Below are 15,183 nucleotides of genomic sequence, written 5' to 3'. Positions count from 1 at the left end.
GGTCACGCGGGGACGAGGGCGGCCACCGCGCCGCGGGCGCCGAGCCGGTCCAGCAGGTCCGCCGCCCGGGCGTAGGCGCTCCGGAAGCGCTCGTCGTCGGCCAGGTCGCCGAACACCTCTCCGCAGCCGAGGACGGCGAGCGGGTCCTCGGACCGGCGCAGCAGCGGGGTCAGCTGCTCCAGGCGGGCGTCCACCACGACGATCGGGTCGCCGTCCTCGTCGACCCCCGCGGCGTACCGCGCCCAGGCGGCGACGGCGAGGCCGGCGAGGTCGCACGGGCGGCCCTGGGCGAGCAGGTCGCGGACGACGGGCAGGACGAAGGTGGCGATCCGCTCGGACCCCTCGGCGCAGTTGCGGGCCAGGGTGTCGCTGACGGCCGGGTTGGCGAAGCGCTCCAGCAGGGTGCGCCGGTAGGCGGCCAGGTCCGTGTCCGGCACCGGCGGCAGGGTGGGTGTCGCCTCGAGGCGCATGTAGCGCTCGACCAGCGCGGCGAACAGCGGGTCGGCGAGCACCTCGTCGACCCGGCGGTGCCCGGCCAGGTAGCCCAGGTAGGACATGACCTGGTGGCTGGCGTTGAGCAGCCGCAGCTTCATCAGCTCGTACGGGCGGACGTCCTCGACGAGCTGGACCCCCACCTCCTCCAGGGGCGGGCGCGCGTCGCTGAACCGGTCCTCCAGCACCCACTGCAGGTACGGCTCGGCCACGACCGGCCACGCGTCGACGACGCCGGTCTCCGCCGTCAGCCGCCGGCGGTCCTCGTCGGTGGTGGCCGGGGTGATGCGGTCGACCATGGAGTTGGGGAAGGCGACGGAGGCGGCGATCCACTCGGCGAGGTCGTCGCCGGTGCGCGCCTGCTGCAGGCGGGCGAACTCGACCAGGGTCTGGCGGGCCAGGTCGCCGTTGCTCTCGACGTTGTCGCAGGAGATGACGGTGAAGGGCGGGGTCCCGGCCGCGCGTCGCCGGCGGAGCGCCTCGGTGAGCAGCCCGAAGGCGGTGCGCGGCACCGGACCGGCGAGGTCGGCGGCCAGGGCGTCGTCCGGCCGGAAGCGGCCGGTGGCCTTGTCGGTGCTGTAGCCGCCCTCGGTGATGGTCATGGTCACCACGTGCGTCGTCGGCGCGGCCATGGCCGCGAGGACCGCCTCGGGGTCGTCGTCGAGCAGCAGCAGGTCCAGCAGCGAACCCACCACGGAGGGCTCGATCGACCCGTCCGGGGCCTTGAGCACCAGGGTGTAGAGCCCGTCCTGGGCCCGGAGCGCCGCGTGCAGCGGCCGGTCGACGGCCAGCACGCCGACGCCGGTGATGCCCCAGCCGGCGTGCCCCCGGCCGAGCAGGCGGTCGAGGTACACGGCCTGGTGCGAGCGGTGGAAGCCGCCGACCCCGAGGTGGACGACGCCGGGAGCGGCCGCGGCGCGGTCGTAGGCCGGGCGCCGCACCGCCTCGGGCAACGTGGCCAGGGTCGACTGACGCAGCGGGGTGGTCACGGCGGGGGCTCCTCTGCGAGCGGCGGGGACGAGGGTGGAGCGGGACGGTGGTCGTCGGCGTCCGGCGAGGCGGCCCCGACCGAGGAGGTGGCGGTGCCCGACCCCGGTGCGGAGCCGGGGAAGAGGACCGACGCGTCCGCCGGGGACCAGCACGACCGCCGCTCCACGAGCCGGACCGGGGTGACCGTGTGCCGGCGGAAGCGTCGCTCGGGTGCCGCGAGCCGCGCGACCACCCGTTCGGCGGCCCGCCGCCCCAGCGCGACGGGGTCCTGGTCGACGACGGTCAGCGCCGGCGTGAGCATGTGGGCCATCGGGAAGTCGCCGAAGCCGACGACGGCCCAGGTGCTGCCCGCCAGCGCGGGGACCAGCGTCATCGTCGTGCGGGCGTCGGCGCTCACCAGCGCCGTCGGCGGCCGAGCGGCCCGGCGGAGCCGGCCGACCACCTGCTCGGCGCTCGCGGCGTCCGACGCGCCGAAGGCGACCAGCTCGTCGCTCGGCTCGATCCCCGCGTCCACCAGCGCCGCGCGGTGACCGGCCAGCCGCTCGGCGGTGGTGGACATGCGCGGGCTGTCCCCGACGAAGGCGATCTCCCGGTGGCCGTGGGCGACCAGGTGCCCGGTGGCCATCCGGCCGCCCGCGCGGTCGTCCCCGGTGAAGGCGTCGGCGGCCAGGCCCTGCGGTGGGCGGTCGACGAAGACGACGGGGAGGCGGGCGGCCCAGGTGGCCAGGGAGCTGTGGTCCTGCGACGTCGGGGCGACGACGAGCCCGCTCAGCGAGCGCCGCAGCAGCGAGTCCAGGGCGCCGGCCTCCCGCCGGGGGTCGTACCCGAGGCTGCTCACCACGACGGCCATGTCGGCGCCGGTGGCGACCTCCTCCACGGCCTGGGTGAGAGCGGCGAAGAACGGGTCGGCGAGGTCGGGCACGGCCACGCCCAGGGCCGGCGGCCGGCCGGTGCGGAAGCTGCGGGCCAGCGAGTTGGGGACGTAGCCGAGCTCGCGGAGTGCCTCGGTCACCCGCGCCCGGGTCTCCGGCAGGACGTGCGGGTCGTCGTTGAAGACCCGCGACACCGTCTTGGCGCTGACCCGGGCGCGGGCGGCGACGTCGCGCATCGTCGTCATGGCGGTGCGCGCTCCCGCGCCGGGCAGCCGACCCCGACCCGGGCTCAGCGGGCGGTGTAGCCGCCGTCGATCGGCAGGGACACGCCGGAGATCATCGAGGCGCCGTCGCTGAGCAGGAACACGATCGGCGCGGCGATCTCCTCCTCGGTCGCCCACCGGCCCAGCGGCATCTGGTCCAGGAAGGGCCCCTCGATGTCCGGGCGGCCCCAGTACCACGCCGACATCTCGGTCATCACCACGGTCGGGTTCACGCTGTTGACGCGGATCCCGTACCTGCCCAGCTCGAGGGCCGAGACGCGGGTGATGTTGTCCAGCGCCGCCTTCGAGGACCCGTAGGAGATGTGGCCGGACAGCGCCACGAGGCTCGCCTGGCTGGAGACGTTGACGATGGCACCGCCCTGGCCGAGGCGGATCATCGAGGCGGCGGCGTACTTCGTCACGAGCAGCGCGCCGCGGGCGTTGATGCTGATGACCTCGTCGAAGACGGCGATGTCGGTCTCCATCGGGGTGGCGATCTCCCCGCCGAAGCCGCCGCAGTTGACCACGCCCCACAGGTCGAGCCCCTCGAGCGCCGAGCGGACGCTGTCCTCCGAGGTGAGGTCGAACGGCAGCGGCCGGGCGCCGGTCTCGGCGGACAGCGCCTCCAGGCCCTCGACCGACCGGCCACTGGCGATGACGTCGGCGCCGGCCGCCACGAGCTGACGGACCGTGGCCCCGCCGATGCCCCCGGTGGCCCCGGTGACCAGGACGGTGCGGCCGTTGAAGTCGGTCATGTCAGCACATCTCCTCAGCAGTCCTGCGCGGTCGGCACCGCCGTCCCGCCGGACCGGTGCTCCGGCGATGCAACCACACGGGAGCGGCCATGTCACCGGTGACATGGCCATCGGCGGGCCGCCGTTGACATCGTTGTCGAGCCCTCCCTACCGTGCCGCAGGACCGCTGCCGCCGCCCGTCTCCGGAGCGGCCGGCGTGCGGACGGAGAGGACGTGGACCGTGCACGAGGCAGCACCGTCGGGCACCGGGTCGCCACCGGTCGTCCGCGAGACGGTCGAGCAGCTGGTCGACCGGGCCGCGGCCCTGGCGCGTCCGGGCACCCGGCGCATCCTCGGCATCACCGGCGCGCCGGGAGCGGGCAAGTCCACGCTGTGCGCGGCCCTGCACGCCGCGCTCGGCGAGCGGGCGGCCCTGGTCGGGATGGACGGGTTCCACTACGCCAACGTCGAGCTGCAGCGCCTCGGGCGGCGGGACCGCAAGGGCGCGCCGGACACCTTCGACGTGGACGGCTACGTCGCCCTGCTCACCCGGCTGCGGACGCCGTCGGACGCGCCGGTCTACGGGCCGGTCTTCGACCGCGGGCTCGAGGAGCCCATCGGCAGCGCCGTCCCGGTCCCCCCGGCCACCCCGCTGGTGCTCACCGAGGGCAACTACCTGCTCCTGGAGGAGCACGGCTGGTCGGCGGTGCGCGCGTGCCTGGACGAGGTCTGGTACCTCGACGTCCCGCCGGAGGTGCGCGAGCAGCGCCTCCTCCGCCGGCGGCGCTCGTACGGCCACGAGCCGCAGGCGGCCGAGGACTGGGTGCGCACCGTCGACGGGCGCAACGGCCGCACGGTGGAGACGTCGCGGTCGCGCGCCGACCTGGTCGTGCACCTCGACGTGCCGGAGACGCCTCCCGACGTCCCCGCCTGAGGCCCTCGACGCGACGACGCCCCGCCCCTCGGGAGAGGGACGGGGCGTCGCTCGTGGGTGCTGCCGATCAGCAGTCGGACTTGTAGACCGCGTCCTGGTTGTCGGCGAGGTTGTCCTGCGTGAGGATCGTGAAGCCGGTCTGGATCTCGGCCTGGGTCTCCTCACCGTTCAGCGCGGCGACGACCTGCTCGAGCCCCTGGCGCCCGATCTCCGCCGGCTGCTGGGCGACCAGCGCCTGCACGGTGCCGTTCTGCAGCGCCTCGACCTGGGCGGGGCCCGCGTCGAAGCCGACGACGGTCACCTGCTGCTCGGCCCCGGCCTGACGCAACCCGGTCGCCGCGCCCTCCGCCGCGAACAGGTTCGTGCCGAAGATCCCGATCAGGTCCGGGTTGGCCTGCAGCGTCGAGGTGACGATCCGGGCACCCTCGGCGGGGTCGTTCTGCGCGTACTGCGTGGGCAGGGCGGTGAACTTCGGGTCCTCGGCCAGCGCGTCGAGGAAGCCCTTGATGCGGGCCTCGTTGGTGCTGATGCCGGGCTCGTGCCCGACGACGAGGACCGTGCCGCCGTCCGGGTTGGCCTCCTGGATGGCCTGGAAGGCCGCCGCGCCGCCGCCCTCGTTGTCCGAGGCGACCTGGGTGACCGCCATGGACGGGTCCTCCAGGGTGGTGTCGACCAGACCCACCGTGATGCCGGCGTCCGCGGCGGCCTTGATCGGCCGGAACATGCCGCTGACGTCGGTGGGGGCGATCAGCAGGCCGTCGGGCTGGCTGGCCACGACGCTGTCGACGATCGGGGTCTGCAGCGCCGGGTCGAACTGCTGCGGGCCCTGGACGGTGACCTCGACGCCCATCTCCTGGGCGGCCTCCTGGATGCCGCACTCCATGGTGATGTAGAACTCGTCGCCGGCCACGCCCTGGACGAAGGCGACCTCGTAGTCCCCACCGCCGCCCGCGGCGTCGCCACCGCCACCGCCGCCGTCGTCCCCACCGCACGCGGCGAGGCTGAGCAGGAGGGCGGAGACGGCGGACACCTTCACCGAGGTGCTTCTCTTCACTGGGTTTCCTTTCGACGGGCCCGGGCTGGGCGGGAGAAGCGTGAGGACAGGGAGCGGCGGCCGCTCGCGCCGCGCGCGGCCGCGGCGCGGCGGACCTGGTCGACGTAGACGGCGACGATGAGGAACGCCCCGACGACGACCTGCTGCCAGAAGGGCTGGACGCCCATGATCACGAAGCCGTTCTGCAGCACGGCCGGGATGAACAGGCCCACGACCGTGCCGGCGATGGTGCCGATGCCCCCGAAGAGGCTCGTGCCGCCGATGACCACGCCGGCGATGACGTTGAGCGCGGTGTTGGACTGACCGGCCAGCGTCGTCGAGGCGAAGAACGCCAGGTTGAGGATGCCCGCCAGGCCCGCGCAGAAGCCGGCCAGCGTGTACACCAGGATCAGGTGCCGGTCGACCCGGACGCCGACGCGCCGGGCGGCCTCGTCGTTGGAGCCGACGGCGTAGGTGTACCGACCGAACCGGGTGCGGTGCAGGATGACCGCGCCGACCACCACGACCACCAGCGAGATGATCGACAGGTAGGGGATCTGCCCGAACAGGCGCCCGAAGCCGATCGTGTCGGTCAGCACCGTGGGGGCACCGCGGACGTCGATCCCGCCGGTGAGGATCTGGGCGCCGCCGAGCGCCATGCCCAGCGTCCCGAGCGTCACGATCAGTGGCGGCACCTTCGCCTTGGCCACCAGCACGCCGTTGAGCAGGCCCCACAGGGTGCCCGACACGCACGCGATCAGGGCACCCAGGAGGGAGACCCCCACGCCCTGGCCGCCGAGCGCCTGCATCGTCTGGGCCGCGACGACGCCGCTGAAGACGAGGACGCTGCCGACGGACAGGTCGATCCCGCCGGTGATGATGATGAAGGTCATCGCCACGCCGATGATGGCGAGGATCGAGACGTTGACGACGATGTTGCGGAAGTTGTTGATCGACAGGAACGCGTCCGGTTCGGCCGCGCTGAACAGCACGACGAGGATGAGCAGGACCGCGAGGATCTGGAAGGCCTGGGCGCTCAGCAACCGCTGCAGCGGGGTCTTCGGCGCCTCCTCGTCGGCCGGCGCGGGCCCGGCAGCCTGCTGCTGCCCCGTGGCGGTGCTCACGCCGCCTCCTGGTTGATCGCGCCGGTCATTGCCCCCACCAGCTCCTCCATCGAGGTCTGCTTCGCGTCATAGGTGGCCACCCGCCGGCCCAGCCGCAGCACCTGGATCCGGTCGGCCACCTCGATGACGTGCGGCATCGAGTGGCTGATGAAGACGACGGCGATGCCGCGGTCGCGCACCCGCCGGATCAGGTCGAGCACGTTGCGGGTCTGCACCACGCCCAGCGCCGCGGTCGGCTCGTCCAGGAAGATGACGCGACTGGCCCAGGCGGCCGCGCGCGCCACCGCGATCTGCTGGCGCTGACCGCCGGACATCGACCCGACCGGCGCGCTGAAGTCGCGCACCGTCGCACCGAGGTCGTCGAACGCCTGGCGCGTCTTCGCCCGCATCTCCGCGTGGTCCATGAAGCCCAGCCGGCCCAGCAGGCCCGACTTCATGACCTCCCGGCCGAGGTACATGTTCTGCACCGGGTCCAGGTGCGGGGCCAGCGCGAGGTCCTGGTACACGGTCTCGATGCCCAGCGCCCGCGCCGCGGACGGGCTGTCGATCGTGACCCGCTTCCCGTCGCTGAGCAGCTCGCCCGAGTCGACGGCGAGCGAGCCCGAGAGCGCCTTGACCAGGGTGCTCTTGCCGGCGCCGTTGTCGCCGATCAGGGCGACGACCTCGCCGGGGTTGACGTCGAAGTCGGCGCCGTCGAGGGCACGCACGTGCCCGAACTCGCGCCGGAGGCCCCGGGCCTCGAGGGCGGGGGTCACCGCGCCTCCTGCTGTCCGTGCGGCGACGTCATGGTCGACGCCCCCCTTCCACTCCGTCGTGCTCCATGTCCTGCTCCCTGTCGTGCTCCAGGACCGCGTCCTGGTCCGCCGGAGGACCCGGCGGTCGTCCAGCCTCCGCCCCGCCTCCGCCGCCCCGTGCACCGGAGGGTCCCGGCGGACGCAGCTCGCCCGAGCCGCGCGGCACCAGGCGGACCGGCACCACGACGGTCTCCGCGGGCGCGTCGAGGTCCTCCAGCCGGCGGAAGAGGAGCTCCGCCGCGGCGGCGCCGATGACCTCCGGGTCGTGGTCGATGACCGTGACCGCCGGTACGAGCGAGTCGGCCATCGGGAAGTCGTCGAAGCTGACCACGGCCACGTCGGTCCGGCCGCTGCCGTGCAGCAGCGGCACCAGCCCGAGCGAGCAGCGCATGTTCGAGGAGAAGACCGCGGTGGGCGGCCGGGGACCGGCGAACAGCTGCTCGGCGGCCGCGCGGGCCTCCGGGGCGGACTCGGCGCCCACGGCCACCAGCGACTCGTCGACGGCCAGGCCGCGCTCCTCCAGCGCCCGGCGGTACCCGGCCAGGCGCAGCCGGGTCGTCGGGTTGCGGAGGGCGGACCCGAGGAAGGCGACCCTGCGGTGCCCGTGGTCGAGCAGGTGCCGCGTCGCCGCCTCCCCCGCGCCCAGGTCGTCGACCAGGACGGCGTCGCCGGGAACCCCCTCCGGCACCCGGTCCACGAAGACGACGGGGGTCCGCTGCCCCGTCCCGGCGAGGTGGGCGGAGCTCTGCGCCATCGGGACGACGATCAGGCCGGCCACCTGGCGCACCAGCAGGCTCTGCACGATCACGGTCTCGCGCTCGGGCTCGTGGCCGGCGCTGGAGACCATCACCGCGAGGCCCCGCTCGTGGGCCGCCTGCTCCACGGCGCTGGTGAGCCGGGCGAAGAAGGGGTCGGCGAGGCTCTCGACCACCAGGCCGATGACGTCGGCGCGGCCCACCCGCAGGGACCGGGCCACGAGGTTGGGCCGGAAGCCGAGGTCGGCGATGGCCTGCTGCACCCGGGCCCGCGTGCTCGGGGTGACGTGGGCGTCGCCGTTGACCACCCGGGAGACCGTCTTCGGGCTCACCGCGGCGATGCGGGCGACGTCACGCAACGTGACGCGCTCGGGCACGGCGGGCTCCCCGGGACACGGCCGCAGGACCGGCGCCGCACGGGCGGGGAGTCCTGGCGGGAACGGGCACGGCACGCACCTCTGCGGGGTTCGAGGGGTCTGGGTCACGACGTGACGTGCGTCATGGAACAAGCGCGTGTCATCGATGTCAATCCATCGATACACACCTGAGACACAGCTGTGGCCGGCGGCTAGGGTCCCTCCCCTGACCACCCCGGCGGCCCGGACGCCCCCCTCGAGGAGGACCCATGACGTTGACCGCTGGCGACGCGCCGTTCGGCTCCTGGACGTCCCTGCCGGCCCACCGGGCCTGGCTGGACGGGGAGGGCGACCGGCTGCTGTCCTTCGCCGAGGCCTCCGGCGGTCCGGGGACCGGCTCGGCCTGGCTGGACGACCACGGCCGCCCCGACCCCGGGCAGCTCCCGCAGCTGTGGATCACCGCCCGGATGACGCACGTGTTCGCGCTGGCCCACCTGCGCGGGCGCCCGGGTGCCGGGGCGCTGGTCGACGCCGGGCTCGCCGCCCTGACCGGCCCGTTCCGGGACGCCGAGCACGGGGGCTGGTACTCGTCCCTGACCGCCGGGGGCGCGCCCGCCGCCACGGACAAGTCCGCCTACGACCACGCCTTCGTCGTCCTCGCCGCGGCCAGCGCGACCGCCGCCGGCCGCCCCGGCGCCGCCGACCTGCTGCGGGAGGCGCTGGAGGTGGCGGAGCGGCACTTCTGGCGGTCCGACGAGGGTCGCTGCGTGGAGAGCTGGGACCGGACCTGGACCGACCTGGAGGCCTACCGCGGCGCGAACAGCAACATGCACATGGTCGAGGCGTTCCTCACCGCGGCCGCCGTGACCGGGGACGACCGGTGGCTGACCCGGGCGGCGAGCATCGCCGAGCGGCTCGTGCACACGGCGGCCCGGGAGAACGGCTGGCGCCTGCCCGAGCACTTCGACCCCGCGTGGCAGCCGCTCCCGGACTACAACGCCGACCGCAAGAACGACAAGTTCCGCCCCTTCGGGTCCACCCCCGGGCACTGGCTGGAGTGGTCCCGCCTGCTGCTGCACCTCGAGGCCGCCCTCGGCGAGGCGGCGCCGGACTGGCTGCTGCCCGACGCCCGCAGCCTGTTCGCGGCCGCGGTCGAGGTCGGGTGGGCGCCCGACGGGCAGTCCGGCTTCGTCTACACGCTGGACTGGGAGGACCGCCCGGTCGTCGCCTCCCGGCTGCACTGGGTGCTCACCGAGGCCATCGGCGCGGCGGCCGCCCTCGTCCTCCGCACCGGCGAGGACGGGTACGAGCAGTGGTACCGCACCTTCTGGGACGAGGCCGCCACCCGCTTCCTCGACCGGGAGCGTGGCAGCTGGGTCCACGAGCTGCCCGCCGGGGACAGCCCGCCGGTGTGGTCGGGCAAGCCCGACGTCTACCACGCCTACCAGGCCACCCTGCTGCCGCAGCTGCCGCTGGCACCGGTGCTGGCCGCCGCGCTGCGCCAGGCGCTGCGCGGGGCCTGAGCGGTCAGCCGGCGAGCAGCCGGACCAGCCGCTCGACCTCCTGCGCGGTCGCCGTCCGCGCCGCCCCCAGGTACTTGCGGGGGTCGACCAGCGCCGGGTCGCCGGCGAGGACCTCGCGGACCCGGCCGGTGAACGTGCCGTTGAGGTGCGTCGAGATGTTGATCTTCGTCATGCCGGCCGCGACCGCCTCCCGCAGGTGGTCGTCCGGGACGCCGGAGGAACCGTGCAGCACCAGCGGCACGGGGACGGCGTCCCGGATGGCGGCGATGAGCTCCAGGTCCAGCCGGGCGGTGCGGGTGGTCATCGCGTGGGAGCTGCCGACCGCGACCGCGACCGCGTCGATGCCCGTCGCCGCCACGAACTCGGCGGCGTCCTCCGGGCGGGTCCGCACCCCGGGGGCGTGGACGCCGTCCTTGCCGCCGATCTCACCGATCTCGGCCTCCACGGAGACGCCCAGGGCGTGCGCCCGCTCGACGACACCGCGCGTGGTGGCGAGGTTCTCCTCCACGGGCAGGGTCGAGCCGTCGAACATCACCGAGGTGAAGCCGAGCGCGAGGGCCTGCTCCACCAGCTCGACGTCGGTGGCGTGGTCCAGGTGCACCACGACCGGGACGTCGGCGGTGTCGGCGATCTCCAGCATCGCGCGGGCGATGGGCGCCAGGGCCCCGTGGTAGCGGACGGCGTTCTCGCTCAGCTGCAGCACGGTGGGCCGCCCGGCGGCCTCCGCACCCGCCACGATGGCCTCGGCGTGCTCGATCTGGATGACGTTGAAGGCACCCAGGCCGCTGCGCGCCTGCTGCGCCGGGGCCAGGACGTCGGTCAGTGCTGCGCGTGCCACGGGTGCTCCTCGGGTCAGGTGTCCCCCCGGGAGCGTCCGGGACGGGCTCGGGGGTGGCAGGGCGCGGGCCCTGCGGGTCGCCGGGGAGCCGGTCACCGGCACTGACCCGGCGATCGGCGACGCCCCGGCCCGGCGGCAAAACTAGCAACACCCCCCTCTAGCCTGCTCACCGGCGCCCGGAGCCCGGCCGGCCCAGGAGGAGGAGACGTGCCAGCACCCCCCGCGGGCCCGACGGTCCACGTGGTCAGCCCCAACCCCGCGCAGGACCGCCTGCAGGTGGTCCCCCGGCTGGCGGTCGGCGAGGTCAACCGGGCCACCGAGGTGGTCAGCCGGCCCGGGGGCAAGGGCATGATCGTGGCCCGCGGCGTCATGCGGCTGGGCGGCCGGGCCGCGCTGCACGGCTTCGTCGGCGGGTCCGTCGGCGGGCAGATCTCGGCCGGCTGCCGCGACCTCGGCATCGAGGACCACCACGTCGAGATCGACGGGGAGACCCGGGTGACCTCCGTGATCGTGGACAGCGCCACGGGCGCCTCCACCGTGGTCAACGAGCCCGGCCCCGAGGTGCGCCCCGCGCAGGTGGACGCGCTCGTCGACGGGCTGCTGGCGGCGGTGCGCCCGGGCGACCTCGTGGTGTGCACCGGCAGCCTCCCGCGCGGCGCCCCCGTGGACCTCTACGCGCGGTGCGTCACCGCGCTGCGCGGGCGCGAGGTGCTGACCGTCGTCGACACCTCCGGTCCGGGCCTGGCCCTGGCGGTCCGGTCGGGGCCCGACGTCCTCAAGGTCAACGAGGACGAACTGCGCGCCGACGCCGGCCTCACCGAGGGGGACGACGACGCGGCGGACCTGCCGGCGCTGATGGGCCGCGCCCTGGACGCCGGGGTCCGTGCGGTGGTCGTCACCCGCGGTGCGGCGGGCCTGTCCTACCGGTCGGCGGCCGAGGGGTGGGACGTGCGCAGCCCCGTCGTGTCCGTCGTCAACGCCACGGGGTCCGGCGACCTGATGCTGGCCGGCTTCGTCACGGCGCTGGCCCGGGGGGACGACCGGGAGTCGGCCCTGCGCACCGGAGCGGCTGCCGGGGCGGCCAACGCCGCCCGCCTCGAGCCCGACCTCAGCGGTCCCGACGAGGTCCTCGCGCTGCAGGACCAGGCCGTCGCCACCGCCGTCCCGGGAGTGCGCGGGTGAGCGCCACCTTCCTCGGCATCGACGTGGGCACGACCCGCACCAAGGCGGTGCTGCTCGGGGCCGACGGCTCCGCCGTCCTCGCCGCGGCCGCCGCCCCGACGCCCCAGGAGGACGCCGGGGGCGTCGCCGTCCACTCCCCGCAGGCGATCCGGGACGTGGCCGTCGACGCGGCCCGCCGCGCCCTCGCCGACGCCGGTCCCGAGGCGCGGGACGCGCTCGGCGGCATCGCCGTGACGTCGGTCGGCGAGGAGGCGGTGCTGCTCGACGACGCGGGCCGGCCCGTCGGGGACGTGCCGACCTGGTTCTCCGGCGTCGGGCACGACGCCGCCCGCGAGCACGCCGCCGAACTGCAGCGCCGCGCTCCGGTCACCGGCCTGCGGCACCCCGAGTACACCGTCCACACGCTCGCCTGGTGGGCGCGCGCCCGCCCCGACCGGGCGCGATCGGCCACCACCCTGACCGACCTGGGCAGCTGGCTGCTGTCCGCCCTGGGCCCTGGCGACCTGGTGATGGACCACTCCCACGCCTCCCGCACCGGCCTGTTCGACGCCCCCACCCGCTCCTGGCGCCCCGAGGGCCTGGACGTGGTCGGGATGGGCGGGCTGACCCTCCCCCGGCTGGTGCCCTCGGGCACCGTGGTCGGTGAGCTGGGCGCCGAGGTGGCCGCGGAGCTGGGCGTGGCGCGCGGCGTGCCGCTGGTCACCGGCGGACACGACCACTTCTGCGGCGCGCTCGCCGCCGGGGCCCGCTCCCCCGGCGACCTGTTCATCTCGGCCGGGACCTCCGAGGCGCACCTGCTCGTGACCGACGCCCTCGACCCCGCGGCGACCAGCGAGAGCGAGGTCGGCTGCTTCGTCACCGACGGGCTGTTCTACCTGCACGCGGCGCTGCCCTCCGGCGGCCTGTACCTGACCTGGACGCGGCTGCTGGGCCTGGACCCCGCCACCCCGTTGGACATGCTCCTGGGCGACGAGCCGGTCGGCAGCCACGGCGTCCGCGGGGAGATCTCCGCCGACCGCCGGCTGTCCCTGACCGGGATGCCGCTCGACGTCCCCGCGGCGACGATCCTGCGCGCGCTCATGGAGACCACCGCGGTGGCGTCCCGGGACATGACCCGCGACCTCAGCCGCACCGCGGGCCGGGCCGTCGTCCAGCGCCTGATCGCCGGACGGCCCGCCGAGTCCGCCGCCTGGCGGGAGATCCGCGGGGCGGTCGGCGAGGGCGCGGCCGCCTTCGTCGACGCGCAGGAGGCGACGGCGCTGGGCGCCGCCCACCTGGCCGTGCGCGGTGTCACCGGCACGCTGCCGCCGCCACTCCCCCGGCGCCGCCCCGACCCGGACGTGCCGCCGGAGCGCCGGGAGGCGTACACCCGCGCGTTCGGGTGACGCGCGGGCGCGCTCAGAGGAGCTCGACGAGGTCCCGGTAGGGGTCGAGCCGCTGGTCCTCGGTTGCCAGCTCGGTGACCAGCAGGTCGACCTGACCCAGGTCGATCGACCGCACGGGAGCGCGGGCGTCGAGCTTCGTGCTGTCGCAGACCAGGACGACCGACGACGACACGGCCGCCATCGCCTGCTTCATCTCCACCTCCTCGGCGGTGGGCTCGGTGCAGCCCAGCACCGGGTGGACGCCGGTCGCGGAGAGGAAGCAGCGGGACAGGCTGAAGCCGTGCAGCGCCCGGAGCGCCAGCGGCCCGACCATGCTCCCGGTCCGGCGGTCCCGCTCGCCCCCGGTGAGGTAGGCGCGCGCCCCCGGCCGGTCCTGCAGGACCTGGAACGCCTCGAGCCCGTAGGTCACCACGAGCAGGTCGTCGGGCCGCACCTGCTCGACGACCTGCAGGGCCGTGGTCGAGGCGTCGACGCCGATCGCGGCGCTGCGCGGGACCAGGCGCTGGACCTTCTCCGCGATCCGCCGCTTGGCGGGCAGCGCCCGGGCCTGCCGGCCGGCGAACCCGGTCGGCCCGGCGAACACCGCCCCACCCCGGACCAGGCGGGCGAGTCCCTCCTGCTCCAGGCTGCGCAGGTCGCGGCGGATGGTCATCGGATGGACCAGCCACTCGGTCGCGGCGTCGTCGATCCGGACGACCCCGGTCGCGCGGAGCCGGTCGGCCAGACCGCGGCGGCGGCGCTCGACGTCGAAGGTGCTGCCGACCGCCATCGGCCCCTCCCGTCCGTCGCCCGCCGAGTTCACATGATGTCACACCGCGCAGCCACGGACGGCCGACCCGCGCGCGGACCTTGCGGTCGGCGGCCCGGGCCGCCAGGGTGTCCCTGGTCCACGGTGTGACAAGGTGTCAACTCCACGACGGCGAGCGTCGTGCGGCACCGTGCCGACGGAGGGGAGCTCTCGTGTTCGAGGACCTGGACGGCCGCGTCGCCGTGGTGACCGGAGGAGCCCGGGGACTGGGCCTCACGATGGCCCGCGCGCTGGCGCGCTGGGGCGTGCGGCCCGCGCTGCTCGACGTCCTGCCGGAGGTCGGAGAGCGGGCCGCGGTCCTCCGGGAGGAGGCCGGCGTCGCGTCCGTCGGCCTCCCCACCGACGTGACCGACCAGCGCAGCGTCGCCGACGCCTTCGCCGAGGTGGAGCGGACGCTGGGCAGCCCGTCGATCCTGGTCAACGCCGCCGGCATCACGGTGTGGGAGGACAGCATCGACGCGCCGCTGGAGTCCTGGCAGCGGGTCATCGACATCAACCTCACCGGCACGTTCGTGTGCTGCCAGGCACTGGCCCGGGCGGCGCGCGCCGCGGGCTCCCGGGCGTCGATCGTGAACATCTCCTCGATGTCCGCCCAGGTCGTGAACGTCCCCCAGCACCAGGCCTCCTACCACGCGTCCAAGGCCGGGGTGGACATGCTCACCAAGGCCCTCGCGGTGGAGTGGGCGCCGCTGGGCATCCGGGTCAACGCGATCGCCCCCGGCTACGTGCTCTCGGACATGACCCGGCAGTTCATGGACGCCAACCCCGACCTCGCCCGCCGCTGGACCGACATGATCCCGGCCGGGCGCATGGCCGAGCCCGCCGACCTCGAGGCGCTGGTCGTCCTGCTGTGCTCGGACCGGTCGTCGTACCTGGTGGGCCAGAGCGTCGTCATCGACGGCGCCTACACCGCCGTCTGACCTGCCCCACTCCCCCGCACCCCCGACACCACCGGAGGACGACGACCGTGACCAACCCCGTGGTCAGTGAGCTGATCGGGCGGAGCAACCGGCTGGGTGGCGATCCGCGGAACACCAACTACGCGGGGGGGAACACCTCGGCCAAGGGTGCCGGGGTCGATCCGGTGACCGGGGGTCCGG

At 75.0% G+C, this 15,183-nt stretch carries 14 protein-coding genes; 5 read left to right on the top strand and 9 right to left on the bottom strand.

Going from position 1 to position 15,183, the window contains the following annotated elements; translation table 11 throughout:
- Positions 1-2: 2 nt before the first annotated feature.
- From ACI79C_RS15580 to ACI79C_RS15570, 3 genes are read right to left on the bottom strand one after another with little or no spacing between them, the layout of a single operon-like run.
- Positions 3-1,481, bottom strand: a complete 1,479-nt coding sequence (locus tag ACI79C_RS15580) for a mannitol dehydrogenase family protein (protein WP_456946571.1) — start codon at positions 1,479-1,481, stop codon at positions 3-5.
- Entirely contained in the window at positions 1,478-2,599 is a 1,122-nt protein-coding gene (locus ACI79C_RS15575) for a LacI family DNA-binding transcriptional regulator (RefSeq protein WP_456946570.1), read from the bottom strand. Before ACI79C_RS15575 ends, ACI79C_RS15580 begins: the two co-directional genes overlap by 4 nt.
- Before the next feature lie 44 nt (positions 2,600-2,643).
- Entirely contained in the window at positions 2,644-3,372 is a 729-nt protein-coding gene (locus tag ACI79C_RS15570; protein ID WP_456946569.1) for an SDR family oxidoreductase, read from the bottom strand.
- 220 nt (positions 3,373-3,592) lie between these two features.
- Here ACI79C_RS15570 and ACI79C_RS15565 point away from each other — a divergent pair, with 220 nt between their 5' ends.
- Positions 3,593-4,285, top strand: coding sequence for a nucleoside/nucleotide kinase family protein (locus tag ACI79C_RS15565; RefSeq protein ID WP_456946568.1), 693 nt, complete (start codon positions 3,593-3,595; stop codon positions 4,283-4,285).
- Positions 4,286-4,352: 67 nt separating this feature from the next.
- On the opposite strand, the gene ACI79C_RS15560 is transcribed toward ACI79C_RS15565, so the two are convergent.
- Genes ACI79C_RS15560 through ACI79C_RS15545 form a run of 4 tightly spaced genes read right to left on the bottom strand, consistent with a single transcriptional unit; the run spans position 4,353 to position 8,368 of the window.
- Positions 4,353-5,339, bottom strand: a complete 987-nt coding sequence (locus ACI79C_RS15560) for an ABC transporter substrate-binding protein (protein ID WP_456946567.1) — start codon at positions 5,337-5,339, stop codon at positions 4,353-4,355.
- Entirely contained in the window at positions 5,336-6,442 is a 1,107-nt protein-coding gene (locus tag ACI79C_RS15555; protein ID WP_456946566.1) for an ABC transporter permease, read from the bottom strand. The genes ACI79C_RS15560 and ACI79C_RS15555 overlap by 4 nt, the downstream gene beginning before the upstream one ends.
- On the bottom strand, positions 6,439-7,197 hold the full coding sequence (locus tag ACI79C_RS15550; protein WP_456946565.1) for an ATP-binding cassette domain-containing protein: 759 nt from the start codon (positions 7,195-7,197) through the stop codon (positions 6,439-6,441). The genes ACI79C_RS15555 and ACI79C_RS15550 overlap by 4 nt, the downstream gene beginning before the upstream one ends.
- A 28-nt stretch (positions 7,198-7,225) precedes the next feature.
- Positions 7,226-8,368 carry a LacI family DNA-binding transcriptional regulator gene (locus tag ACI79C_RS15545; RefSeq protein ID WP_456946564.1) on the bottom strand — a complete coding sequence of 381 codons (1,143 nt, stop codon included), beginning with the start codon at positions 8,366-8,368 and terminating at the stop codon, positions 7,226-7,228.
- Positions 8,369-8,616: 248 nt separating this feature from the next.
- On the opposite strand from ACI79C_RS15545, the gene ACI79C_RS15540 reads away from it, so the two are divergent.
- Positions 8,617-9,870, top strand: a complete 1,254-nt coding sequence (locus ACI79C_RS15540; protein WP_456946563.1) for an AGE family epimerase/isomerase — start codon at positions 8,617-8,619, stop codon at positions 9,868-9,870.
- A 4-nt stretch (positions 9,871-9,874) separates the two neighbouring features.
- Here ACI79C_RS15540 and ACI79C_RS15535 read toward each other — a convergent pair whose 3' ends face one another.
- Positions 9,875-10,708 (bottom strand): class II fructose-bisphosphate aldolase, encoded by an 834-nt coding sequence (locus ACI79C_RS15535; protein WP_456946562.1) that lies wholly within the window; start codon positions 10,706-10,708, stop codon positions 9,875-9,877.
- 207 nt (positions 10,709-10,915) lie between these two features.
- On the opposite strand from ACI79C_RS15535, the gene ACI79C_RS15530 reads away from it, so the two are divergent.
- Positions 10,916-11,890: a 1-phosphofructokinase family hexose kinase gene (locus tag ACI79C_RS15530; protein WP_456946561.1), complete on the top strand. Its 975-nt coding sequence runs from the start codon at positions 10,916-10,918 to the stop codon at positions 11,888-11,890.
- On the top strand, positions 11,887-13,275 hold the full coding sequence (locus ACI79C_RS15525) for an FGGY-family carbohydrate kinase (protein WP_456946560.1): 1,389 nt from the start codon (positions 11,887-11,889) through the stop codon (positions 13,273-13,275). The genes ACI79C_RS15530 and ACI79C_RS15525 overlap by 4 nt, the downstream gene beginning before the upstream one ends.
- Before the next feature lie 13 nt (positions 13,276-13,288).
- On the opposite strand, the gene ACI79C_RS15520 is transcribed toward ACI79C_RS15525, so the two are convergent.
- On the bottom strand, positions 13,289-14,044 hold the full coding sequence (locus ACI79C_RS15520) for a DeoR/GlpR family DNA-binding transcription regulator (protein WP_456946559.1): 756 nt from the start codon (positions 14,042-14,044) through the stop codon (positions 13,289-13,291).
- A 191-nt stretch (positions 14,045-14,235) separates the two neighbouring features.
- Here ACI79C_RS15520 and ACI79C_RS15515 point away from each other — a divergent pair, with 191 nt between their 5' ends.
- On the top strand, positions 14,236-15,003 hold the full coding sequence (locus ACI79C_RS15515; RefSeq protein ID WP_456946558.1) for an SDR family oxidoreductase: 768 nt from the start codon (positions 14,236-14,238) through the stop codon (positions 15,001-15,003).
- Positions 15,004-15,183 lie beyond the last annotated feature (180 nt).

This window comes from Geodermatophilus sp. SYSU D00697 (assembly GCF_054050175.1).
The sequence above is the reverse complement of the archived record's forward strand: the minus strand, read 5'-3'. Positions and strand labels throughout refer to the sequence as shown.